The sequence below is a fragment of the Desulfovibrio desulfuricans DSM 642 genome, from assembly GCF_000420465.1.
Taxonomy (GTDB): domain Bacteria; phylum Desulfobacterota; class Desulfovibrionia; order Desulfovibrionales; family Desulfovibrionaceae; genus Desulfovibrio; species Desulfovibrio desulfuricans.
This window is the reverse complement of sequence record NZ_ATUZ01000014.1, coordinates 196712-218569: the sequence shown is the minus strand read 5'-3', so window position 1 is coordinate 218569 and position 21858 is coordinate 196712. Positions and strand designations below refer to the sequence as shown.

General features: G+C 58.0%; 25 protein-coding genes. 4 read left to right on the top strand and 21 right to left on the bottom strand.

The window, feature by feature from the left end:
- Positions 1-36: 36 nt before the first annotated feature.
- Positions 37-1038 carry a hypothetical protein gene (locus tag G449_RS16630; protein WP_022659011.1) on the top strand — a complete coding sequence of 334 codons (1002 nt, stop codon included), beginning with the start codon at positions 37-39 and terminating at the stop codon, positions 1036-1038.
- Positions 1039-1083: 45 nt separating this feature from the next.
- Positions 1084-1458 (top strand): winged helix-turn-helix transcriptional regulator, encoded by a 375-nt coding sequence (locus G449_RS0109140; RefSeq protein ID WP_022659010.1) that lies wholly within the window; start codon positions 1084-1086, stop codon positions 1456-1458.
- Positions 1459-1493: 35 nt separating this feature from the next.
- On the opposite strand, the gene G449_RS0109135 is transcribed toward G449_RS0109140, so the two are convergent.
- The 18 genes from G449_RS0109135 to G449_RS0109050 all read right to left on the bottom strand — a co-directional run bounded on the left by G449_RS0109135 (position 1494) and on the right by G449_RS0109050 (position 15788).
- Entirely contained in the window at positions 1494-1691 is a 198-nt protein-coding gene (locus G449_RS0109135) for a tautomerase family protein (protein WP_022659009.1), read from the bottom strand.
- Positions 1692-1996: 305 nt separating this feature from the next.
- Positions 1997-2689: a precorrin-8X methylmutase gene (locus G449_RS0109130; RefSeq protein WP_022659008.1), complete on the bottom strand. Its 693-nt coding sequence runs from the start codon at positions 2687-2689 to the stop codon at positions 1997-1999.
- A gap of 7 nt (positions 2690-2696) precedes the next feature.
- Positions 2697-4349: a cobyrinic acid a,c-diamide synthase CobB gene (locus G449_RS16625; protein ID WP_022659007.1), complete on the bottom strand. Its 1653-nt coding sequence runs from the start codon at positions 4347-4349 to the stop codon at positions 2697-2699.
- A gap of 49 nt (positions 4350-4398) precedes the next feature.
- Positions 4399-4635, bottom strand: coding sequence for a hypothetical protein (locus tag G449_RS0109120; protein WP_022659006.1), 237 nt, complete (start codon positions 4633-4635; stop codon positions 4399-4401).
- 10 nt (positions 4636-4645) lie between these two features.
- Positions 4646-5716, bottom strand: a complete 1071-nt coding sequence (gene mltG, locus G449_RS0109115; protein WP_022659005.1) for an endolytic transglycosylase MltG — start codon at positions 5714-5716, stop codon at positions 4646-4648.
- Positions 5713-6150 carry a Holliday junction resolvase RuvX gene (ruvX, locus tag G449_RS0109110; protein WP_022659004.1) on the bottom strand — a complete coding sequence of 146 codons (438 nt, stop codon included), beginning with the start codon at positions 6148-6150 and terminating at the stop codon, positions 5713-5715. The genes mltG and ruvX overlap by 4 nt, the downstream gene beginning before the upstream one ends.
- 80 nt (positions 6151-6230) lie before the next feature.
- Entirely contained in the window at positions 6231-6905 is a 675-nt protein-coding gene (locus G449_RS0109105) for a site-2 protease family protein (protein ID WP_022659003.1), read from the bottom strand.
- A gap of 43 nt (positions 6906-6948) precedes the next feature.
- Positions 6949-7248 (bottom strand): ubiquitin family protein, encoded by a 300-nt coding sequence (locus G449_RS0109100; protein WP_022659002.1) that lies wholly within the window; start codon positions 7246-7248, stop codon positions 6949-6951.
- A gap of 9 nt (positions 7249-7257) precedes the next feature.
- Positions 7258-7698, bottom strand: coding sequence for a C-GCAxxG-C-C family protein (locus G449_RS0109095; RefSeq protein WP_022659001.1), 441 nt, complete (start codon positions 7696-7698; stop codon positions 7258-7260).
- A gap of 9 nt (positions 7699-7707) precedes the next feature.
- Complete coding sequence (locus G449_RS0109090) at positions 7708-8688, bottom strand: membrane protein (protein ID WP_022659000.1); 981 nt, start codon at positions 8686-8688, stop codon at positions 7708-7710.
- A 102-nt stretch (positions 8689-8790) separates the two neighbouring features.
- Entirely contained in the window at positions 8791-9261 is a 471-nt protein-coding gene (gene rnhA / locus G449_RS0109085) for a ribonuclease HI (protein ID WP_022658999.1), read from the bottom strand.
- A 255-nt stretch (positions 9262-9516) separates the two neighbouring features.
- A complete protein-coding gene (locus tag G449_RS0109080) occupies positions 9517-10752 on the bottom strand; it encodes a M20 family metallo-hydrolase (RefSeq protein WP_022658998.1) in 1236 nt (411 codons plus the stop codon).
- Between the two features lie 93 nt (positions 10753-10845).
- The gene (gene ilvC / locus G449_RS0109075; RefSeq protein WP_022658997.1) at positions 10846-11838 is read right to left on the bottom strand and encodes a ketol-acid reductoisomerase; all 993 of its coding nucleotides are present in this window, start codon (positions 11836-11838) and stop codon (positions 10846-10848) included.
- 28 nt (positions 11839-11866) lie between these two features.
- The gene (gene allE / locus G449_RS0109070; RefSeq protein WP_022658996.1) at positions 11867-12637 is read right to left on the bottom strand and encodes a (S)-ureidoglycine aminohydrolase; all 771 of its coding nucleotides are present in this window, start codon (positions 12635-12637) and stop codon (positions 11867-11869) included.
- Positions 12638-12757: 120 nt separating this feature from the next.
- On the bottom strand, positions 12758-13486 hold the full coding sequence (locus G449_RS0109065) for an amino acid ABC transporter ATP-binding protein (protein ID WP_022658995.1): 729 nt from the start codon (positions 13484-13486) through the stop codon (positions 12758-12760).
- Positions 13467-14123, bottom strand: a complete 657-nt coding sequence (locus G449_RS0109060; RefSeq protein WP_027180858.1) for an amino acid ABC transporter permease — start codon at positions 14121-14123, stop codon at positions 13467-13469. Before G449_RS0109060 ends, G449_RS0109065 begins: the two co-directional genes overlap by 20 nt.
- Positions 14120-14788, bottom strand: a complete 669-nt coding sequence (locus tag G449_RS0109055) for an amino acid ABC transporter permease (protein ID WP_027180857.1) — start codon at positions 14786-14788, stop codon at positions 14120-14122. Before G449_RS0109055 ends, G449_RS0109060 begins: the two co-directional genes overlap by 4 nt.
- 196 nt (positions 14789-14984) lie before the next feature.
- The gene (locus G449_RS0109050) at positions 14985-15788 is read right to left on the bottom strand and encodes a transporter substrate-binding domain-containing protein (protein ID WP_022658993.1); all 804 of its coding nucleotides are present in this window, start codon (positions 15786-15788) and stop codon (positions 14985-14987) included.
- Positions 15789-15939: 151 nt separating this feature from the next.
- On the opposite strand from G449_RS0109050, the gene G449_RS0109045 reads away from it, so the two are divergent.
- A complete protein-coding gene (locus G449_RS0109045) occupies positions 15940-16677 on the top strand; it encodes a FadR/GntR family transcriptional regulator (RefSeq protein ID WP_081640515.1) in 738 nt (245 codons plus the stop codon).
- Positions 16678-16800: 123 nt separating this feature from the next.
- Here the strand turns inward: G449_RS0109045 and G449_RS0109040 are convergent, their stop codons facing one another.
- Positions 16801-18543 carry a HAMP domain-containing methyl-accepting chemotaxis protein gene (locus G449_RS0109040; RefSeq protein ID WP_022658991.1) on the bottom strand — a complete coding sequence of 581 codons (1743 nt, stop codon included), beginning with the start codon at positions 18541-18543 and terminating at the stop codon, positions 16801-16803.
- A gap of 549 nt (positions 18544-19092) precedes the next feature.
- Here G449_RS0109040 and G449_RS0109035 point away from each other — a divergent pair.
- Positions 19093-19353: a helix-turn-helix domain-containing protein gene (locus G449_RS0109035; RefSeq protein WP_022658990.1), complete on the top strand. Its 261-nt coding sequence runs from the start codon at positions 19093-19095 to the stop codon at positions 19351-19353.
- A gap of 84 nt (positions 19354-19437) precedes the next feature.
- Here the strand turns inward: G449_RS0109035 and ahcY are convergent, their stop codons facing one another.
- Together ahcY and G449_RS0109025 are read right to left on the bottom strand one after the other, a co-directional pair.
- Positions 19438-20859, bottom strand: coding sequence for an adenosylhomocysteinase (gene ahcY, locus G449_RS0109030; protein WP_022658989.1), 1422 nt, complete (start codon positions 20857-20859; stop codon positions 19438-19440).
- 71 nt (positions 20860-20930) lie between these two features.
- A complete protein-coding gene (locus G449_RS0109025; RefSeq protein WP_022658988.1) occupies positions 20931-21854 on the bottom strand; it encodes an ArsR/SmtB family transcription factor in 924 nt (307 codons plus the stop codon).
- Positions 21855-21858 lie beyond the last annotated feature (4 nt).

The window sequence follows — 21858 nt, the reverse complement described above, 5'->3', positions numbered from 1 at the left end:
GCGCCGCATCGTATGTTTTGGGAACCGAGGTAACGAATGCAGAAAGCAGAGAATAAAGGATCCGAAGCGCAAGGCAAGTCCGCATCTTCTGCGGATAAAAGCCGCCGTCAGGATCGCGCCGCCTGGTACGCTGGCCCGTACAAGGATGCGCTTATATACCTTATGGTCGCCATCTTTTTTGTAGAGATGATTGTTGGCGGCATTTCTTTTTTTTACGGCGTCATGCATGCCGCGCCGGATGTTCCCGGCGGCCCGCCGCTGGCGCGCTTTCCCTGGTTTGGCTGGGCCGTGGCCGCGGTGCTGGCCCCTGTGGGGCTGATGCTCATTGTGCACCTCTCCGGTACCTGGGTTTCGCGCTATCTGGGGCGCGAGGACAACATACAGGGCGGGCAGGGTGCAGGGCAGGCTGCTGACGATGAACAGGTTCCCGAACGGTTGCGCCGTTTTTATGCCATAATCCGTAATGCGCCCACGGTGGTTTTGCTGCTGGGCATCATGCTGCTGGGTGCGGGACTGTTTTTTGTGGACGGGGCTTTCTCTGCCCTGATGCGCCTTGGCGGCGCGCTGACCGAATATATCCCCTGGATTGCGGGCAGTCTGGCTGCCCTTATTGCCGTGTGCTATCTGGTGCACCGCTGGTTTGTGTACCGGCATCACCGCATGCAGCAGGAATATGAGTACCGGCGCGAAGTGCTGGAACGCACGGGCATCGTGCTGGTGGACAAGGGCTGCATACCCTTGCCGCAAAATGAGGTGCAGCGTCTGGCTCTTGGCGGTCATGTGGTGGAGGCGCAGGCCTTGCCCCCGGCCCTTGACGCCGAAGCTGCATCGGGTGATGGCGCAGCTAACGGGAATGGATCAGCAGGGCATGATGACGATGTGACCGATGCGGAAATTATCAGCCCCGACACGGCAAATCCGTCTGAAGATGAGGCTGACACGACATCTGCGGACAGCGCAGCCAGCCCCGCTGATGCGTCAAAGCCCGCGGATGCCTCCGCAGCCGATGAGGCTGAAAAGCCCCGCAGACAAGGTTAATTGCTGATATGGCACCATATTGTTCAGCACGAATGCGGCGGAAGCATGAGCATACCCATACCAGGTAAACCTGTTCGAGGTTCCCGCAGCGGCGTGCCGCTCATGGCGCTGTTTGACCTGCTGGGCAAACGGTGGGCCATGGGAGTTATCTGGCAACTGCGCAAGGGGCCAGCCACATTCCGGGCCTTGCAGGAGGCCTGCGAATCCATATCCCCGGCGGTACTCAACAGCCGTTTGAAAGAACTGCGCGAGGCAAAACTCGTGTGCACCACCAATGACGGTTATGCCCTGACAGACATGGGTGTGGAGTTGAGCCTCCTGCTGGAGCCATTTGGAGCCTGGGCCATCACCTGGGCTATGGAAGTGGCCCCGGAGGAAGCCGAACGCTGGAGCGAACTGCTCAGCAAAAGGCTCGCGTAGCCTCCTCCGGGGATTCCTGCATAATCGGGCCGCGACTATTGCTGCGCAGCCTTGATGGCCTTGAGCGTCCGGCCTCCCAGACCGATGGCATCGGTTGCGTATTCCTCAACAAATACCACGAACTTTTCCTGCGGAACGGACGTTGCCGCCACTGCGGCTGCGGTCAGGCCTTCAATCAGGTTCTTCTTCACTTCTTCCGTTGTGCTGTGCAGGGCTATGGTGATGACGGGCATGGTTTGCTCCTTGTCGTTTGATCTTTTGGCTTGCGCTCCACGTATTTTGCGAAGCTGCAAGCGAGGGTGAGTGTTCTTGCGCGCGCTATGGAATAAATAGCGAGCTATGAAAAAAATAGCAAGAATTGCCCAAGTTCAAACCTTCAAAGACGGCAGCATGTGCCCGTGTGATTGATTCCCCAGCGTTTAGCCGCCAAAAACTGATGGGCATTCCCTGAACGTGTTCATGTTCAGGGAATGCCCATTTTCAATAACCAGACAGTATTCAGGCTATTGCTGACAAGAGCCGCTACCAGGTGCTTTATCTAAAGAGCCGCAACCTGCGTGAGGCCGCGCCGCGCAAGGGCCATGTCCGCCAGTGCGTTGATGCAGGCCGCCGCCACAGCGGAGCCGCCCTTACGGCCCAGCAAGGTAAAGTGGGGCCAGGGGCTTTGTCGCAGAAGTTCCTTTGACTGCGCCGCGTTCACAAAACCCACAGGCATGCCCACTATAAGGGCAGGCGGCTGCGCGCCCTGCGCAAGCACGTCCAGAAGCCCCAGCAGGGCCGTGGGCGCATTGCCGATGACCACAATGTTGCCGCCCATATTCTGCGCAATGCTCTCAAGCCCGGCGCGGGAGCGTGTGGTGCCCCGGCTGGCGGCAAGCTCCGCAAGGCCGGGCAGTGCCATGAGAGGCGTCACCGTTACCCCTAGCGGTTCAAGGCGGCGCATGGGCAGGCCAGCGGCAGCCATGCGGGTGTCGGTATACACGGTGCAGCCCGCGAGCAGGGCGCTCACGCCAGCTTCAAGGCTCTGGGCATTCAGCCGCAGGTCGTTCACGATATCCGTATCGCCAAGGGTGTGGACACAGCGGCGAGCCACTTGCCAGAGCGGGCCATCAAAGGTTCGCGGTTCAGGAATTTCCGCATCTATGATGGCGAAAGAGCGGCTTTCGATTTCGGCTGGGGTGCAGGCCGGGTCAAGATCAACACTGATTTTATCTGTGGGGTTGTGAACCATAAAATCCTCAGGGGCGTGTGTCTGAAAAGTAGGCGGCGCAGGTGCGCAGCCATCCGCGCCAGAAGCGGCGGGAGCCTTCGGGATAGCAGTGCAGCCATGATCCGGCGACAGATCCGAGGCGGCAGCCTTCATCCCGCAAAAAACGGCCCTGGCTGTCATAGAGCTTCCACAGGGGACGGCATGGGGTGGGCAGGGGTGTTTCTTCTTCCTGCGCATAGTGAAATTCGTGTCCGCGCACCCACATGGGCCGGGGGGCAAGCTGGTTGAGCGCGGGCCAGCCATGCGCGGCCTGTGCGGCCCGATAGCCTAGAGCAGCCTTGCTTGCGCCAAGTGCGCAGTTGCGCGGCAAGAGGCCGCTCATGGCGTGGCCTTGCCCTGCCATCTGCACGGACTGCATGAGATAGATATAGCCCCCGCACTCGCCGTACATGGGCATGCCCTGTGCAGCCAGCCCGTGCAGGGCTGCGCGCATGGCCGTGTTGGCCGCGAGCCGGGGGGCATGCAGTTCCGGGTAGCCGCCGGGAAAGTACAGGCCAGAACATTCGGCTGGCGGCGCGGCATCCCGCAGGGGAGAAAAAGCGACAACGTGCGCCCCAAACTCGTGCAGCACGGCAGGCAGATCCGCATAACAAAAGCTGAAAGCCTCGTCCCATGCCAGGCCCACAACAGGCCTGCGTTTGCGGTGGGGGCGAGGTGGGCGCTGCGTTTGTGCGTCTGAAAGGGGAAAAAATTTGTCTGACGGCGGTTCATGTGCCTCGGATAATCGCGCTTGCCGTGCAACTTCCGGCATTGACGCCCCGGACTTGTCTGCATCGACTGCCCTTTGTGACGTCTGCACTCCCGCCAGTTTGAGCATGCGGTTCAGGTCGCAGTGCTGCTCAACCCATTGGGTCAGCGCTTGCCTGTCCACCGCAGGCAGGGCCTCGCGCGCTTCCACTAGCCCCAGATGGCGGGAGGGAAGTTCCGGCGGGCCCTGACGGGGCAGCAGGCCCAAGAGGGGCACGCCAGCGCTCTTTGCCAAGGGCGTCAATGACTGGCGCAGCAGGTCGGCGTGGCGGGCGCTGCCCACATGGGTGCACACCATGCCAAGAAAACGGACAGGCAGACCGCCTGCCCATGCGGGACGGTGATGCAGGAAGCCCTCTGCCAGCGCGGCAATGGACTGCCCCATACCGCCTGCGTTGAGTACCAGCAGTACGGGCAGACCCAGCAGGGAGGCCAGATGCGCAGTGCTGCCCGCTCCACGGTGTCCTCCGTCAAAGAGGCCCATGGCCCCTTCCACCACCAGCAGGTCTGGCTTGGCGGAAGAATTTGTTCCGGCCTTTGCGTCGTCCGCGTCCCCATGCTGGGAACAACTTGCGGACATGCGTTCAAAAACGCGGCCCAACCCTTTGGGGATGCGCCCTGCGGGCAGGGGTTGTTCAGCAGGGGACGGCGCGGCTTCCCGGCACATCCATGTGTCCAGATTGGCTGCGGGCTGGCCTGTCAGCGCCGCATGAAAGGCAGCATCAATATAGTCCGGCCCGGTCTTGGCCGCGCGGGCCAAGAGCCCGCGAGCGTGCAGGGCGCAGAGCAAGGAGAGGGTAAAGGTCGTTTTGCCCGCATTACTGCCCGTGCCGCCTATGACAAGGCCGGGTATGCTCGGCTGCGGCTTGGGCATGCTTACGCTCCGTAGGGTGTCGGCAGGGATTGCCTTGCGGCAGATACTGTCAGCGTTGTCGCAGGGCCTCGGCAATGATGGCCGCGTCTGCCTCTGGCCGGGCTTTGAGTTGCAGCTCGGGGTTACCGCCGGAGCAGGCAAAACCCTCTGGCCCCAGTTCCACAAAACCGGCGGAAACAACGCGGCTGTAAGGCAGCTGTTCGCGCATGTCGCTGTGGTCTACACGGCGCGGAAAGATGAAAGGCACTTCCTGACCAGAAAAGTCTTCAACGATGAGGTACTTCACAGGGGCCTCCTTAGCGCGCGTCGGGCGCGGCGGGCTTGGCATTGCGGCGGTTTTGCAGATACTGCCGCACGGCCTTGTTGTGGTCATTGAGGTTGGTGGAAAAAACATGCTCGCCACCATCGAATTTCGCCACAAAGTACAGATAGTTGTGCGCCTCGGGGCGGACAGCTGCGGCAAGGGCCGCTGCGCCGAACGAGCAGATGGGGCCTGGCGTCAGGCCGGGGCGCTGATAAGTGTTGTATAGGTTATTGGGATCGTCCAGATCGCGGCGGCGCAGGTTGCCGTCAAAGTTGGGTCCAAGGCCGTAAATCACTGTGGGGTCGGCCTGGAGCAGCATGCCCTTGTTAATGCGGTTCTGGTAGACCCCGGCCACGCGGGCGCGCTCTGCGTCAATGCCTGTTTCCTTTTCCACAATGGAAGCAAGGATAACCCATGTTTTGAGCTGTTCTGTCTGGCTCGGCCCCGGTTTTTTGCCGTCGGGCCACACGCTGGCGGTCTTGCGCCAGAAGTTGTCCACCATGCGTCCGGCAACGGCCTTGGCCTGTGCCAGATCGACAACGTCATTCTTTTTGAGCAGATACGTATCCGGCATCAAAAAGCCCTCAGCCGTAGCAAAAGGAATGCCGTAATGACGCAAAAAGTCCGGGTCGGTCACGACCTTGCGAAAGTCGTCAAAAACCACAAGTCCGGCTTCCTCCAGCACCTTGCCCGTCTGCCACCATGTGAGGCCTTCCGGCACAGTGACGCGGTACAGCACGGGGTGTCCGTTGACCAGCTCGTCCAGCACCTTTTCCGGCAGCCAGCCCGTATTGAGGGCGAATCTGCCAGCCTGGAGGCGGTTTTCCCATTTTTTATAGCGGGCCAGCAGGTCAAGCTTGCGGGCGTCGGTCACAACCCCCTGCTTGACCAGCCCTGCGCTTACCTGCGCCAGACGCGCCCCGGCTGGAACGTCAAAAAAAACATCGCGGCCTGGGGTTTCCGGTGCGGTGGTGAGGAAGGTGTGAGCCTCGTAAGCCACCCATCCTCCGCCTGCGAGGGCCAGCAAAAGCAGCAGGCCCAGCGCGCGCAACAATGTTTTCATGCGGGTCTCCGGTCTTGGGGCGCAAGCGAAAGAAAGGAAGAAAGAATGCGCACAGCGGCCTGCTGGTCAAGCACTGCCTTGCGTTTGCGCATTTTCAGACCGGCCTCGCGCAGGTCGGCCCAGGCTTCCTCGGAACTCAGCGCCTCAATCATAAAGAAAAAAGGCAGCGGCACCCGGCGCTTGAGGCGCTCGGTTACGTTGCGTATCTGGCGCGTGGTCATGGTTTCTTCCCCATCAAGGGTCAGGGGCAAACCTACCACCACCGCTTCTGCCCCGGCTTCGGCAATGCGCTCGGCAAGGGCGGCCAGAAAGGCCTTGCGGTCGGTAAAATCCTCAAGCCGCAAGGTAGCCAGCGGAAAGGCCAGCCGGCCCTCAGGGTCGGATGCGGCAAGGCCCGTGCGGGCCAGACCGTAATCAACGGCAACGAATTTCACTGCAAGCCTCGTTGTGCGCGGCGCGTTTGCCAGCGGGTACGGCCATCCCTAAAAAAATGCATTCTCAAAGGCAAGGTGGTCTAAATGATACCCAGCAGCGACAGCAGGCCAAGGGCGCTGCCGCTGACCAGCGGGCCAAGCACAAGCCCAAGCGCCCCGGTGAACAGCAACAACAAAAGAATGACAAATCCGTAACGCTCCACACTCAGGTAACGATATGCGGCGTTTGGGGGCAGAAAATAGGCTACAACCTTGCTGCCGTCCAACGGAGGAATGGGCATCAGATTGAGCCAGCCCAACCCGAAATTAATGATTACGCCCGTCTGTATGGTCTTGAGCGCAAAGACGTAACTTGTGCTGTCCATCCATTGCTGCGGCGGAAAAATATGCAGCACCGCCCACAGCAAAAGGCCAAAAAGCCCTGCCAGCAGAAAGTTTGTGAGCGGCCCGGCAAGAGCCACCAGCATCATGTCTTTTGCGGGATTGCGGAAGTAGCGGGGATTGAACGGAACAGGCTTGGCCCAGCCAAAAACAAAGCTTCCGGAAAGGCTGGTGAGCACAAAGGCCAGCAGCCCCATGGGGTCAATGTGCGGCAGGGGATTCAGGGTCAGCCGCCCCATGTATTTGGCGGTGGGGTCGCCGCAGCGGTAGGCCACCCATCCGTGGGCCACTTCATGCAGAATGATGCCCAGAAGAGCGGGGACAGCGGCTACTGCCAGGGTGCTCAGCACCTGGGAAAGGTCTAGGTTCAGCATATGTTGCGGGTACCATTTTCCTCTTGGCGCGGCAAGGTCGGGCCTAGCCCGAAGAGGCTACCTTGCGCACCAGCAGATCGTCGTCAGGCCAGATGTGGCGGTCAGGCGTAAGCAGCTGACCGTTGCGGGCCACAAGGGCTGTTTCCTCGGCAAGGCCAAGGGCTGCAAGCAGCTGGCGCGAAGTCTTGGGCCGGGGCATGGAAAGGTATTTTTCTTCCGGCTGCACCAGTACGGTCACGCGCGCGCCCGTGTGTTCCGGCTTGACCACCTGAACGTGCACGGCGGGGGCTGCTGCGGCCTCGGTTGCCTGGGTATCGTTAGCCGGGGTGGCGGTGTCAGTCATGCAATACTCCTAGAGGTATTCTTCGAGCAGCGCGCAGGTGTGGCAAACCAGCGGCGCACAGGTTTTGATGAAAAGATTGTTCTGTTTGACAGCTGCCATGCCCTCGGGCGTGGTAATGTCATGCCCCAGAACGCCGCAGCACTGCAAGCTGCCGTGAGCCTTGGCAAAAGCTTCGGTAAAGGCGTCGCGCCGGGCGTAAAAGGCGTCCTTTTGCGGGCGCGGGCATGGGCCGCTCGGGCCGTACATCATGCCTATGACCATGAGCGAGCCGGAAACGCAGCCGCATACCTCGGCCTTGCCCATGCCTGAGCCGAAGGCCGAGGCAATGCGCAGGGCTATTGCTTCCGTCAGGCCAAGCCTGTCTGCAAAGTGGGCCAGCACCTGCTGCGCGCAGATAATGCCCATGTTGAAGTCTTCTTGCACTTCTTCAAGTTCAGGAGGGGTGCTCATGCTTTGTCCTTATGTGCAGAAGTAGTAAGCGAGGGTCACAACGGTCATACTGGCGGCCCGCAGCCCCTGATTGGCGAGGATAAGCCGCATGGCCAGCGCCGGGCGGAAAAAGCCCGCATAGGATGGCAGCTGGTGCCGTATGGCCCGCATGGGTGTGGAAAGGATATTGCCCACCATGAGGGCCAGCACCACATCGCGCGGCGAAAGCCCGCCAGTTTGCAGCACGCTGCCCGCAGCGCCAAGGGCCGCGCCAAGCTCCGCCGCCAGGTGCAGCACAATGATGCCCATGGCCTGCGGCTTCAAAAACGAGAGCCAGCCCATGTGATCGGCGAGCCATGCCTCTGCCAGCGCAAAATAGCCGTAGCGCTGCATGCAGAACATAAGCACGTAAATGGGCGCCGTGAAGTACACCAGCTTGGGAAGACGCCGCAAAAAGCGCCGCCAGGCCTTGTTCAGGGCCTCGCGCCACGATGTGCCCGCCTGCTTGATGTTCTGACAGGCAATACAGCCCGGCGGTGGCGGCGGCAGCAGCCAGCGTGAAAGCACAACGGTAAAGCCCGTGCGTCCTGCGGCGGCGATAAATGTAAGCCCCACGTACACCAGGGCAGGAGTGCCCAGTACCGGCCAGGTGAGCAGAAAAATGGTGGGCGTGTGCACTAGGTAGGCTGGCAGGCTGTTGAACAGGTTTGCCAGCATAAGCTCGTTGCTCGAAAGCTCGCCCAGATTATGGCTGTCAGAGAGGAGGCCGTTGGCAGCGGCGGGGGACACAAAGGCCAGCGAAAAACTCGCACCCGCAACTTCGCGCAGATGGGCGGTCTGGGCCAGGGGCGCGGCAAGCCGGGCAAGATGGCGCGTCCAGCGCAGGGCCTCCAGAAGGTTTGCCACAAGCAGGCCCACCGCCAGCCCCAGCAGCAGACGCAGCAAGGGCCAGCCCAGGGAATGCCAGAGGCTTGCGAGTGTGAGTGCGGTATCTGGGGAGGTTGCTGTCATGCTGGTTGGCTTGGCGCTGCCGGAAGCTGAAATGAGGAACAGTCAAGGATTTGCGCGCCCCTGCGGGAATGCCCGCAAGGGTAAAACTAGGATTCGCCGTGGCTAGGGATTATAGCCCGTGTCGGGGGGCAGATCCCTGCGGCCAGCTTCTGCGCGGGCCAGAACGTCGCAACGTTCGTTCTCAGGGTGCCCGGCATGGCCTTTCAGCCAGCGCATGCGCACCTTGTGGGTGGAAAGCAGGGGCAGCAGGCGCTTCCACAGATCCACATTGAGGGCGGGCTTTTTGTCGCTCTTGATCCAGCCCTTTTTCTGCCAGCCCCAGACCCAACGCTTTTCAATGCTGTCGCATACGTATTTTGAGTCGGAGTAGAGCTCGACTTCGCAGGGGTTTTGCAACTGGCTCAGGGCTTCCACAACCGCCAGGATTTCCATGCGGTTGTTGGTGGTCAGCTTGTAGCCTCCGGCAAATTCCTTGCGGTAGTCCTGATCGTCAAGTTTGAGTACGGCGGCCCAGCCGCCGGGGCCGGGATTGCCCAGACATGAGCCGTCAGTATGAATGGTCACTTTCTGCATTGTAGTCCTTTACGCGGGTTCCTGCCGAAGCTGTTCGGCGAGGGGCAAGCATACACGGCAAAGCCTTGCTGGGCAATGCGCCTCTTGAGGCAGGTGAGGGCGGATTCCACCCGGCAGAAAGATCCCTGGATAGATTGCGGCAGAAATGAGGATGGAGGGCGCGGGGGAGGAGATGGCCCCCCCGTAAAATTTCGAGGCAAGAATTTTCAGGAAAATCCTTGCAGAGCAGTTAACTCATTTCATTCGTAAAATGTTCTAACCATGTTCGTTGCCCGCGCGCATCAGACAGTGCAGCAGCACGTCAGCGCCTGCCGCGCAGTCTTCCCACGAGGTGTTTTCTACCTCGGCATGGCTGCGTCCGCCCATACTGGGCACAAATATCATGGCTCCCGGCGCAACCTGGGCAATATAGATCATGTCGTGCGATGCTCCGGAGACCATGTCCAGGCAGGGCAGGCCAAGGTTGGTCGCGGCCTCGCGCACCATTCCGCGCAGGCGCTGGTCAAAGGGCACGCGCGAAACCTGCCAGATGCGCTCGGGCGTTACCTCACACCCCGCCAGTTGCGCAGCTTCGGCCAGCGCGGCCTCGATGCGTAGGCACACATTATCTGTGGCGGATTCGTCCCAGCCGCGGACGTCGATGGTGAACTGCACATCCCCGGCAATGACGTTGCGCGAGTTAGGCGAAGCATGCACTTCGCCTACAGTGGCAACCACCTGGCCGGAACTGCGGGCGATCTCAAAGATGCGCGCCGCCATGAGCGAAAAGGCGTATATGGCATCGTGCCTGCTGGTCATGGGCGTTGGCCCGGCATGGTTGGGCACGCCCTGCACGCGCACATTGTACCAGCGCAGGCACACAATGCCCTGTGGTATGCCGATGGGGATGCTTTTCTCTTCCAGCACAGGCCCCTGTTCTATGTGCAGTTCAAAGGCCGCATGCACAGGGCGGGGGAAATAACTGGAATCGCCCCGGAAGCCGATGCGTGTGAGCTCCCCGCCAAGGGTAAGGCCTTGCTGGTCTTTGAGGGCGTACATATCTTGTTGCGCCAGCTTGCCAGCCCATACTCCGGAGCCGGAGCAGCCGGGGGTGAAGCGGGAACCTTCCTCATTGGTCCAGTCGGCCACCACCAGATCGCGCAGCAGGGTCACGCCCGCATCGCGCAGGGTGTTCACAACTTCCACGCCAGCCACAACGCCCAGCATGCCGTCAAAACGTCCGCCGAGCGGCTGGGAATCGCCGTGAGAACCTGTCATCACCGGGGGCAGGCTTCTGTCCTTGCCCGGCAGCACGGCAAAGATGTTGCCCATGCCGTCCACATGGATTTCACAGCCCAGCTCCTTCAGCCATGCGCTGAGTTGCTGCCGGGCGTCTTTGTCCGCATCGGACAGGGCCAGCCGGGTGACGCCGCCGCCCGCAGATGCCCCGAATGCAGATATTGCTTCCATGCGGTTTTGCAGCCGCGCTTTGTCTACACGCACAGATTTCATGCCTTCTCCCTTGGTTCTGGCTCTATTCATTCGGCGGGGGCACGGGCTGACAGCCCGTGCCCGCAGGCACATCCCGCCAGCGGCGGAAAAAGCCTATGACATGCCGAATTTGTCGCGGAACAGCTTGCCTGTGCGCTCCATGTCCGAATCGGCCCAGGTGCGGCGCATGCGGTTGAGAGTGGGCATGCCCAGATTGAATTCATTCAGCCAGTTACGGGCAAAGATGCCTTTTCCCGTTTCTTCAAAAATCTGCTGGATGGCGTCTTCGTTGATGACGCGCGGGCCGGATGTGCGCACGGCAAATTCACAGGTGCGGCTGGCCCGCCGCGTGAGGTATTCTTCCACGCCCACTTCATCAATATCGTCAATGATGGAGCGGATGGAGCGCACGGCCTTGGCATAGGCGAAGGAAGCCGGATAGCCGTTATCGGTCATGACCTTGTAGATGGAGCGCATGAGCTGGATGGCCCCGCCGTAGAGCACCTGTTCTTCAAAATTGTCGCCCTCGGTTTCGTGCTGGAACGAGAGCTTGATGGTGCCCACGCGGGTGCTGCCCACGCCCTTGGCAATGGCAAGAGCAGTGGCGGCGGCATGGCCGCTGACGTCCTGATCAACGGCCACCGCGCCGTAGATGCCCGAACCTTCCTTGAACTTGCGGCGCACCACCGGGCCGGGGCCGTTGGGCACAAACAGGATGACATCCACGTCCTTGGGCGGTTTGATGGTGCCGTAGAGGATGGCAAAACCGTGCGCAAAGCTGAGGGTCTGGCCGGGGCGCAGGTGGGCGTGGATGGAAGAATAGTACACGGCGGGCTGGGCCGGGTCTTGCAGCAGAATATGAACGATATCCGCTTGTTTGACGGCTTCCTCTATGTTGTACACGGCAAATCCGTCGGCCTCGGCGTCCTTCCAGCTATTGTGCACGGTTCTGTCGCCAACGCCCACAATCACGTTGATGCCGCTGTCGCGCAGGCTTTTGCCCTGAGCCTTGCCCTGGCTGCCGTAGCCGATGATGGCAATGGTCTTGCCGTGCAGCACGGAAATATCAACGTCTTCGTCCCGGTAAATTTCGCCAAACTGTGACATGGTATATCCTTGTTGAAAAAGCGGGAGGCTAGAGGGCCACATCGCGGTTGCAGTCTTTGGAGTAAATGTACGTGAGCCTTCCCCGGCCCGTGGCGTACACGGCCTGCGGGGTGTAGGGGCCAAAGAAAATGAAGTCTTCCTTCTGCACCTGAATCCACTCGGCCCCCAGCAGATAGATGCCTTCGCCTTCCAGCAGGTAGGCCCCGTGCTCCTGCACATGGGTTTCCACAAATGGATGGCAGCCTGCGGGGTCAAAGCTGAGGGTGTGCATGTTCATGTCAAAGCCCAGATGGGTGGGCAGCAGATCGCGGATAAACACGTTGGTCATGTCTTCGTAGATACGCTCTTCCATTGTTGCGGTATTGCCGAATACGGCTTCGACCTCGTGGCCGGGCAGGGCAATGTAGCGCTGTTTGTAGAGCAGGAAGCGCACCGGGGCATTGGTGGTGTTGGTAAATTCAAGGCCTTTTCCCGCAGGGGCAAACACGTAGCCGCCGGGGGCCAGAGCGTGCTTCTGCTCGCAGGTGGCTGCGGTCAGCGCGCCAGAGCCATCCATGACATATAAAAAGGCCTCCACGCCCGGCTCCTGCGCAAAGGGGGCAACGGTGCCCCCGCCGGGCAGGGCGGTGCCCACATACTGCACAAAACTCGCGCCCAGTTTGGGGGAGGCAATGATGGACATGTTGCAGTCCTCAATGCCGGGTATGACGTTACGCACCCGACCCTCCGGCGGAATGACCGCATATTCGCCGGGCCGGATGACCGCCCGTGTTTTCAGCAAACCCTCTGGATAAGCCATGTTTCCTCCTTGAGCAGATTTAGTTTTGTTTGCCCAGGCCGGGCACAGCGCGCCGGTCTCCGCAACGGGCGTTCGCATGGGCGGATGCCGGAGCAATTTTTGATAAATTGCCCATAATGCTCAGTTTACCGTCTGGATGAACGAAGCCAGTTCCGGAGTGCCGGGCTTGGCAAAAAGCGCCTTGGGGGCCCCGGCCTCGTGAACCTTGCCCTGGTGCATGAACACCAGTTTGTTGCCTACTTCGCGCGCAAAGCGCATTTCGTGAGTGACCATGATCAGGGTCATGCCTTCCGCCGCAAGCTTGCGCACGACCTCAAGCACCTCGCCCACCAGCTCGGGATCAAGAGCGGAGGTTATTTCATCGCACAGCAACATCTTGGGGCGCATGGCAAGCGCACGGGCAATGGCCACCCGCTGCTGCTGCCCGCCAGACAACTGATCGGGAAAGGCGTTGAATTTGTCGGCAAGGCCCACCCGGGCGAGCATTTCTGCGGCAAGCTCCCGCACTTCGGCCTCGGGCTCTTTTTTGACAATGCGCGGGGCCAGCATGACGTTTTCCCCCGCCGTAAGGTGGGGAAAGAGGTTGAACTGCTGAAAGACCATGCCCACCTTGAGCCGCAGGGGGCGCAAATCGTTTTCCAGCCCCCGGACGCGGTCGCCGTCAATCTTCACAAAACCCGCATCAAAGGATTCCAACCCGTTGAGAATGCGCAGAAACGTGCTCTTGCCAGATCCGCTGCGGCCAATGACGGCCACAACGTCGCCTTCTTCCACCGTGAGGTTGACCCCACGCAGCACCTTGGTTTCACCGAACTGCTTGTGCAGTTCATCAACGACGACCAGCGACATGGAGCCTCCTTTCGATGCAGCGGGCAAAGGCCGAAAGCGGATAGCACATGAGAAAATAACCCGCAGCCACAAGGCCGTAGACCAGCAGCGGCCTGAAGGTTGCGTTGGCAATCATGGTCCCGGTTTTGGTTATTTCCACAAGGCCGATGATCGAGGCCACGGCTGTTCCTTTGACGACCTGTACTGAAAAGCCCACAGTCGGGGGGATGGCTATGCGCAAGGCCTGGGGCAGAATGACGTGACGCAGCTGCTCGTAACGGTTCATGGCAAGGCACGCCGATGCCTCCCACTGACCCTTGGGCAGCGCCTCAACGCATCCGCGCCAGATTTCAGCAAGGTACGCGCTGGTAAAGAACGTAAGGCCCAGCGTTGCGGCGGCCAGGGGCGAAATATCCACGCCAAACAGGGCCAGCCCGAAAAAGATGAGAAAAAACTGCATAAGCAGCGGCGTATCCTGAAAAAACTCAATGTACGTCACGGCTAGGGCGCGCAGCTGTGCCTTGGGCGAAATGCGTACAAACAGCACAATAAGGCCCATGAATCCGCCAAGAGCGAAAGCGATGACGGATAAAACGATTGTCCAGCCCGCGCCCGTCAGCAGATGGCGCACCATGTCCCAGATAGAGAAGCTGATCATGCGCGCCCCCTGCGGATGCAGTGTTTGCCAAAGGCATGCAGGCTCTTGCGCACGGCGATGGCCAGAGCAAGGTACATGAGCGTGCTGGCGAGGTAGACCTCAAAGGCACGGAACGTACGGCTCTGGATCAGGTTTGCCTCAAAGGTCAGTTCCTCGGCGGCGATCTGCGAGCATACCGAAGACCCCAGCATGACAATGACAATCTGGCTGCACAGGGCGGGCCACACTGTCTTGAGCGCCGGGCGCAGAATCACGTGGCGCAGGCACTGCCAGCGGCTCATGGCCAGGGAGTCTGCGGCTTCAATCAGGCCTCTGGGCACAGCCGCCACACCAGCACGGATGATCTCGGTCGAATATGCGCCAAGGTTGACGACCATTGCCAGCACGGAGGCTTCCCATCCGTTCAGCCGTACCCCAAGGGCGGGCAGGCCGAAGTATATGAAGTACAATTGCACAATAAAGGGCGTGTTGCGGACGCATTCCACATAGGCGGTAAAAAACGGGTGCAAAAAGGGCAACCGCCACTCGCGCGAAACCGCTCCCAAAATGCCCACGGCAAGGCCCACCGTGGCGCTGACCGCCGTGAGGGCCAGCGTCAGCGCTGCCCCCTGAACCAGCAATGGCCAGTTTGCCGCAATGGGCTCGAAGGTAAACTGATAGGCCATGGCTGTTCCCCTAACTGGAGGTCGCTCTATGGCGACCGCCCCATACGTCCTGGTTGCTGCGGCAAAGTCGCTATTTTGCAGCTTTGCGAGGTTGCCGCATCCGGATCTTGCCGTTATAACCTTGTGGTCTTACCGGTAAAGAGCTGGCAAGCACGGTGCTCCTCGCTGTCCTTTTTGGCAAGCCACCAGAAAATCTTTAAAAATCCTGCGGCAGGGAGGTGTGCAGCCATGTTCGCGCAATGGCTTCAAGCTGCCCGTCCTTCTTTGCCTGGATGATGATGTCGTCCACAGCCTTTTGCAGTTCCGGCTCGTTTTTGTTCAGCCCGATGTAACAGGGCGAGTTCTTGATGAGGAATTTGACTCCCAGATGTTTGGCCGGGTTCTGCCCGTTGATGGAAGCCGCCACAACGTTGCCTGTGGCAACCATCTGCACCTGGCCGGAAAGATATGCGGCGATGGTTGAACTGTTGTCCTCAAAACGGCGGATTTCTGTTGATGCGGGCGCAATCTTGGTCAGTTCCATGTCCTCAACCGCGCCACGGGTCACCGCAATTGTCTTGCCCGTCAGATCTTCTGCCGTGGCGACCTTGAGATCGGCGGGGCCAAATACGCCGTTAAAGAAAGGCGCGTAGGGAACTGAAAAGTCGATGGCTTTTTCGCGTTCGGCGTTTTTGCCCAGCGAGGAGATGACCAGATCAACCTTGCCAGTGGTAAGGTAGGGAATGCGGTTTGTGCTGGTAACTGGCACAAGCTTCACCTTGACGCCCAGGCTTTTTGCAATAAGCCGGGCAGTATCAATGTCGTAACCCACAGGCTGCATATCTGCGCCCACAGAACCAAAGGGGGGGAAGTCCTGCGGAACAGCAATGGAGATAACGCCTGATTTTTTTATTGTTTCAAGCGTGTTATCAGTTTTTTGGGCGTAAAGGGATTGCGGCAAAGCTGCGGTCAGCAGCAAGACGGCCAGTATGAAACCAAGGCGGCTGAAAAAAAATTGCATGACGTCCCCCGAAGAAAGTGTTTGAGTAAACCCGAACTATCAACATTTTGGTCAAATTCTGGTAAGACCAGTAAAAAATGATTGCTCGTTTCCTACAAATTTGTCAACATAGGTTGACGAGAAATGTTACTTCTACAAATTGGTGGAAACTATGTGTGCTAAATTACAGGAAAATTTAGATAAAATTACAAAATTGTGGAAATCTAGCTCAGAAGAAGCCGCTGAAAGAATTTTGTCAATGATTTTAGATAATAACTGGCAAGAAGGGCATAAATTGCCCCCACAACGCGCGCTTGCAGAAACCCTGGGGGTCAGCCGGCCCACGGTACGCGAGGCTCTGGTTATTCTGGAGACCATGGGCAAGGTGACCATTCAGCCCGGCAAGGGCGTATTCCTTGTGACACGCGCACAGGAGAGCCTGCCTGCGGCACCTGTCACGCGGTTTGACCGGTCATTTATTACGGGCAAAGAAACGCAGATTTTTCAGTTCAGGCACGCCATAGAACCGGCCATTGCCGCCCTTGTGGCCCTGAACGCTACGCAGGCCCAGCTTGACGACATGGCAGCCATGCTGGACGACATGAAGCAGGCCAGCGTGCGCGGTGACGTGCAGCTTTTTGCCCAACTGGATTTCGCCTTTCATACCCAGATGATTGAAGCGGCAAACAATCCTTTTTTCATTGAGGCCATGCGCCCGTTTTTTGATCTGTTTTCTGAAAGCCAGCGGTTGCCTTTTTCCAATCAGGAAGGGCTGGTGGACACCATGCGTGAACATGCGGTACTGCTGGAACATCTCCGGTCGCGGAACTCGCATGGGGCGCGTTTGGCCATGGAAGAGCACGTTGTCGCCACTGCCGCCAGAGCAGGAGTGCGTATTTCTTCTTGGTGAGGGGGGTGAGCTTTGCGGCGCTCGCGGGGCATTGAAGGAGTTGTGGAGAATCCCCCTCAAACACGGCCCAAAAAAGGCGGCCCTGCTACGCAAGGCCGCCCTGTGACTGGCATGCAGTCAGAACTAGGAATTCTTGAGGTGGGTTATGATGCGGGACAGGTTCTGGGCCTGTGCCGCCAGCTCGGAAACAGCCTTGCTGGCTTCGCCCATTGCCTGCGATGTCTCAGATGCGATGGTGTTGACGTGTTCCACGGAGCGCGCGATTTCTTCAGAAGAAGCGGACTGCTCTTCGCTGGCGGTGGCGATACTGCGCACCTGATCAGCTGTCTGCTCCGCAAGGCTGAGAATTTCCGCAAGCGCGGCACCGCATTTTTCGGCAAGATCGGCAGCAAGGTTTACCTTGCCAACCGCCTGGTCCATGCGGCGCACACCTTCTTTGGAACTTTCCTGAATGGCCTGAATGGCCTTGCCCACATCCTGGGTGGAAGACATGGTCTTTTCTGCCAGTTTGCGCACTTCGTCTGCCACAACGGCAAAGCCACGGCCCGCCTCACCAGCGCGCGCAGCTTCAATTGCCGCGTTCAGGGCCAGCAGGTTTGTCTGGTCGGCGATGTCCGAGATAACAGTCATAATTTCGTTGATGGCCTGTGCGTGGACAGAAAGAGTGTCCATGTTGGTTTTGAGCCCTATTGTTTCGGCCTGAACCTCGTCCATGGCTCGCCGACACTTTGTGGTTACATCATCGCCTTCCTTGGCCTTGCTCTGTGTGGATGCGGACAGGTTTGCACCGGCTCCGGCGTTCTTGGCAACTTCAATGACCGTAGCATTCATTTCTTCCACTGCGGTGGCGGTGTCCGCAATGCGGTGGGCCTGCTGCTCAGCGCCGTGCGAAGATTGCTCGATCTGGGCGGAAAGTTCTTCAGAGGCTGATGCGATGACGTTGACCACGCCTTCAAGCTGGGTGGCGGCGTCAAGCAGACCTTCCTTACGGGCCGTTTCTGCCCGCGCAGTGGCTTCTTCTGCCACAATCTGGGCCTTGCGGGCCTGTTCTGCCGCTTCCTGAGCCTTGCTGGATTCTTCCTTGGCGTGGTCAATGTGGCTCTTGAGGGCCGCCACCATGGCTACAATGGATTCGTACACGCCAGCCTTGGGGCTGCCATCGTCAATGTTGTAGTCGCCGTCCACAACCCGCAGGGCAATAGTGTTCAGTTCGCCGGGGTCTTTGCCCAGCTGCTTGTGGGTGCCGCGCAGGATGACAACCGCAGTGGCGGTTCCTGCCAGAATAGAGGCCACCAGCAGGCAGATAACCAGAAGCTTGGCCGAGGCGTACAAGTCATCGCAGCCTTTGCTGGCGGCCAGGCTGCCTTCCGTATTTATGCGGACAAGTTCAGTTAGGCTGTTGTTGCACTTTTCAAAAACAGCGCGTGTTTCACCCCGGGTGAGGCTTCGCGCTTCATCTATTTGTCCTTGATCTGCAAGACGAACAATTTGTTTGGAAGTATCCAGATATTTCTCCCATTCGCGCAGAAATGCCTCATAAACCTTTCTTTCTTCAGACGAAGCAATGAGGGGCACATACTTGGATTTATTCGTCTCAATGCTCTTTAAATAAATGTCCATGCGCGTCTGGTAGTGCGCCCTGTCCTGCGCTTCAGGACTGTTGGCAAGCTGTACCTGTGCCAGCCGAAAGCCAGCCATGTCTATATTGAGATTCAAGGCGTACCGTGTGGACGGAAGCCAGTTTTGATTGATGTCTGTTGAGCCGTCATTGATTTTTGACATCTGCACAAGGCTGAAAAGCCCAAGGGCAATTGTCAGAGCCATTAAAAAACCTGCCATTAGGGATAACTTGACACTCAACTTCATGATGCTTCTCCACTGTGATAAGATCTGTTTAGGCTGTTTGCTCAATCTTTTGTTAAAATTTTAATAAAATGGAGTGCAGAATTGGTTTTGTATAGAAATTTCTGCTACCGTTTTAGTATGATCGACTTCATATTCTTTTTGCATAGGTGTATATTGATTAAGTATAAAAATACCTAAATATATAAAAATGAAAAAATGATATTATATTAAATCATAAAAAAGAATTATAAAATATTATAATAATAAAAAGATCGTAATTACTATTTTTATATAAAATAACAAAGTAAAATTTTTTTTTATAACAACATTATTTACAAAATAAAATAACTATTATGAGAAATAGTTATGTATCATTAAAGTAAATGAATAGGCAGATAATAATTTAATCCCTATTTTATTCGGTTATGAAAATAATATTAAAGTGCAATAAAAAAATAATGTTGTTGTATTATTTGACCCCAAAGCACGAAACAACAGGGCTGCTTCCACCTGATATAGATGGTAATATACTCCCATATCTAGTCAAGAAAATTCCGTTATAGTAATAGAATGGAAAAATATCCTTATTTAAATGAAGCAGTTGCGAATATTCTGAAGGAAAAGCGTGAAGCTCTTGGCATGAGCAAGCGCAAGTTGTCTGAGCTTGCGATGATAGAAAGGGCTTACATTACCGGATTGGAAAATGGCAAATGGAATGTGACATTGAATGTTTTGTTTTTTTTAAGTGAGGCGCTTGAAATAAGGCCTGATGTATTTATTCAACTAGTTATGAATGAGGTTGAAAACCTGAAAAAAAGGGATGCGTTATGATAATATCCTCCCCTTTTTTCAGGGCAGTGCAACAAAAAAAGCCGGAGCAATGCTCCGGCTTTTTAGTAATATCCGCTGAACTGATTAGTAGCGGTAGTGGCTAGGCTTGTACGGCCCTTCAACCTTCACGCCGATATACTCGGCCTGCTCGGAGGTAAGCGTGGTAAGCTTGACGCCAAGGCGGGCAAGGTGCAGGCGGGCCACTTCTTCGTCCAGTTCCTTGGGCAGGGTGTAAACCTTGTTTTCCAGCGGCTCGGAGGCAAGCTTGAGCTGGGCAAGGGTCTGGTTGGTGAAGCTGTTGGACATGACAAAGCTGGCGTGTCCGGTGGCGCAGCCAAGGTTAACCAGACGGCCCTCGGCCAGCACAATGATGCTGCGGCCGGACTTGAGCGTCCACTTGTCCACCTGCGGCTTGATGTTCAGGCAGGTTATGCCGGGGGTGTTTTCCAGGTAGGACATTTCGATTTCGCTGTCGAAGTGGCCGATGTTGCACACAATGGCCTCGTCTTTCATGGCTTCCATGTGGGCGCCGGTGATGACATGGTAGTTGCCGGTGCAGGTCACATAGATATCGCCCTGAGGAAGGGCGTTTTCAACCGTGGTGACTTCAAATCCTTCCATAGCGGCCTGAAGGGCGCAGATGGGGTCGATTTCCGTCACCAGCACGCGCGCGCCAAAGCCGCGCATGGACTGGGCGCAGCCCTTGCCCACATCGCCGTAGCCCACGACCACAACCACCTTGCCTGCCACCATGATGTCGGTAGCGCGCTTGATGCCGTCAGCCAGGGATTCGCGGCAGCCGTACAGGTTGTCGAACTTGGACTTTGTGACCGAGTCGTTGACGTTGATGGCCGGGAACAGCAGGGTTCCGGCGGCTTCGAGCTGGTAGAGGCGGTGAACGCCGGTGGTGGTTTCTTCCGAAACGCCCTTTACCTTGGCGGCAACCTTGTGCCAGTGCTGCGGGTCTTCCTTGAGGCGCAGCTTGAGGCGGTCAAGAATGCACTGAAATTCCTTGTTGTCGGTCTTCTGGTCAAGGATGGAGGGGTCGCTTTCCGCCTCAAAACCCTTGTGGATCAGCAGGGTGGCGTCGCCGCCGTCGTCCACGATAAGATCGGGGCCGCTGCCGTCAGGCCAGGTGAGGGCCATTTCCGTGCACCACCAGTAGTCTTCAAGGGTTTCGCCCTTCCAGGCAAAGACCTTGGCCATGCCGCTTTCCGCAATGGCGGCGGCGGCGTGATCCTGGGTGGAAAAGATGTTGCACGAAGCCCAGCGGATGTCTGCGCCAAGGGCGTGCAGGGTCTTGATGAGCATGGCCGTCTGAATGGTCATGTGCAGGGAGCCGGTGACCTTGAGGCCCTTGAGGGGCTGGGTGGGACCGTATTTTTTGATGCATTCCATGAGGCCGGGCGTTTCGCGCTCGGAAAGCTGCATTTCTTTTTTGCCAAAGTCAGCCAAAGATATGTCGGCCACTTTGTAGTCAAGGGTCAGGTCAAGAGGCTTAATCATTGTTTTCTCCTATCCGCAATTTTGTTGTTGTCGGTGAAATTTGGGGAAATATGAGCCGCTGGGCTAGGTTGTCAGCGGGCTTCGGCGCTGAGCAGAAGCATGGTCATGTTTCTGTTCACCTGCATGTGCTTGCAGTGCAAAACCGCAAAGCCAGCCGCAGCCAGATCAAGGCCAAGCTGCTGTTCGTCAAAGCCAAGCCAGCGGTCGCCGTAGCGGGAGCGCATGGTTTCATCGGCATGGCGTTGAAAATCGGCCACAAAAAACCTGCCGCCCACCGCCATGATGCGCCGGATCTCGCGCAGGCCTTCAGCCGGATCTGAAAGGTGGTGCAGCACAAGGTTGATGCAGGCAAAATCCGCCTCGTGGTCGCGCAGCGGCAGGTGGCTCAGTTCGCCAATGCGCAGTGAAACGCGGCCCTCGGCCAGATCCTCCGGCGTAAAGCGGCGGCGGCAGATCTCAAGCATGCGGGCCGAGCCGTCCACACCAATGACCCCTTGCGCCTTGGGCAGCATACGCGTGAGCACAGCGCCCGTGCCGCAGCCGAGGTCTACTGCGGTGCCGCAGCCGTCAGGCATGGCATCGCAAACTGCCTCGGCCAGATCAAAGCTGCCAAGAACCTCGCGGTTCAGCTCGTCCCAGTCTTCCGCAATGGCGTTAAAGAACTGGCGGGTTTTGAGCGCGCGTTCTTCAAGAATCTGGGCGGCCATATTGAGGTCTGCCCGCATGGCGGCATCCGGGTGGACAAAGGGCGTGATGGCGCGCAAAAAATCAAGCTCTTCGCCCGCGCGAGGCGTGGCATAAAAAACCCACAGGCCATCACGGCGCGAGGTGAGCAGCCCGGCCTCGGTAAGAATCTTGAGGTGCCGCGAAACACGCGATTGCCCCATATCAAGGATACTGACCAGCTCGTTGACCGAGAGTTCGTAATGCAGCAGAATGTGAACCAGCCGGAGGCGGGTTTCGTCCGACAGCGCTTTGAAAAATAAAAGTGCCATTATC

What these genes read in the sequence shown, in the direction of transcription:
- G449_RS16630 (WP_022659011.1), top strand. Translation starts at nt 37, where the DNA reads ATGCAGAAAGCAGAGAATAAAGGATCCGAAGCGCAAGGCAAGTCCGCA.
- G449_RS0109140 (WP_022659010.1), top strand. Translation starts at nt 1,084, where the DNA reads ATGAGCATACCCATACCAGGTAAACCTGTTCGAGGTTCCCGCAGCGGC.
- G449_RS0109135 (WP_022659009.1), bottom strand. Translation starts at nt 1,691, where the DNA reads ATGCCCGTCATCACCATAGCCCTGCACAGCACAACGGAAGAAGTGAAG.
- G449_RS0109130 (WP_022659008.1), bottom strand. Translation starts at nt 2,689, where the DNA reads ATGGTTCACAACCCCACAGATAAAATCAGTGTTGATCTTGACCCGGCC.
- G449_RS16625 (WP_022659007.1), bottom strand. Translation starts at nt 4,349, where the DNA reads ATGCCCAAGCCGCAGCCGAGCATACCCGGCCTTGTCATAGGCGGCACG.
- mltG (WP_022659005.1), bottom strand. Translation starts at nt 5,716, where the DNA reads ATGAAAACATTGTTGCGCGCGCTGGGCCTGCTGCTTTTGCTGGCCCTC.
- G449_RS0109105 (WP_022659003.1), bottom strand. Translation starts at nt 6,905, where the DNA reads ATGCTGAACCTAGACCTTTCCCAGGTGCTGAGCACCCTGGCAGTAGCC.
- G449_RS0109100 (WP_022659002.1), bottom strand. Translation starts at nt 7,248, where the DNA reads ATGACTGACACCGCCACCCCGGCTAACGATACCCAGGCAACCGAGGCC.
- G449_RS0109095 (WP_022659001.1), bottom strand. Translation starts at nt 7,698, where the DNA reads ATGAGCACCCCTCCTGAACTTGAAGAAGTGCAAGAAGACTTCAACATG.
- G449_RS0109090 (WP_022659000.1), bottom strand. Translation starts at nt 8,688, where the DNA reads ATGACAGCAACCTCCCCAGATACCGCACTCACACTCGCAAGCCTCTGG.
- rnhA (WP_022658999.1), bottom strand. Translation starts at nt 9,261, where the DNA reads ATGCAGAAAGTGACCATTCATACTGACGGCTCATGTCTGGGCAATCCC.
- G449_RS0109080 (WP_022658998.1), bottom strand. Translation starts at nt 10,752, where the DNA reads ATGAAATCTGTGCGTGTAGACAAAGCGCGGCTGCAAAACCGCATGGAA.
- ilvC (WP_022658997.1), bottom strand. Translation starts at nt 11,838, where the DNA reads ATGTCACAGTTTGGCGAAATTTACCGGGACGAAGACGTTGATATTTCC.
- allE (WP_022658996.1), bottom strand. Translation starts at nt 12,637, where the DNA reads ATGGCTTATCCAGAGGGTTTGCTGAAAACACGGGCGGTCATCCGGCCC.
- G449_RS0109065 (WP_022658995.1), bottom strand. Translation starts at nt 13,486, where the DNA reads ATGTCGCTGGTCGTCGTTGATGAACTGCACAAGCAGTTCGGTGAAACC.
- G449_RS0109060 (WP_027180858.1), bottom strand. Translation starts at nt 14,123, where the DNA reads ATGATCAGCTTCTCTATCTGGGACATGGTGCGCCATCTGCTGACGGGC.
- G449_RS0109055 (WP_027180857.1), bottom strand. Translation starts at nt 14,788, where the DNA reads ATGGCCTATCAGTTTACCTTCGAGCCCATTGCGGCAAACTGGCCATTG.
- G449_RS0109050 (WP_022658993.1), bottom strand. Translation starts at nt 15,788, where the DNA reads ATGCAATTTTTTTTCAGCCGCCTTGGTTTCATACTGGCCGTCTTGCTG.
- G449_RS0109045 (WP_081640515.1), top strand. Translation starts at nt 15,940, where the DNA reads ATGTGTGCTAAATTACAGGAAAATTTAGATAAAATTACAAAATTGTGG.
- G449_RS0109040 (WP_022658991.1), bottom strand. Translation starts at nt 18,543, where the DNA reads ATGAAGTTGAGTGTCAAGTTATCCCTAATGGCAGGTTTTTTAATGGCT.
- G449_RS0109035 (WP_022658990.1), top strand. Translation starts at nt 19,093, where the DNA reads ATGGAAAAATATCCTTATTTAAATGAAGCAGTTGCGAATATTCTGAAG.
- ahcY (WP_022658989.1), bottom strand. Translation starts at nt 20,859, where the DNA reads ATGATTAAGCCTCTTGACCTGACCCTTGACTACAAAGTGGCCGACATA.
- G449_RS0109025 (WP_022658988.1), bottom strand. Translation starts at nt 21,854, where the DNA reads ATGGCACTTTTATTTTTCAAAGCGCTGTCGGACGAAACCCGCCTCCGG.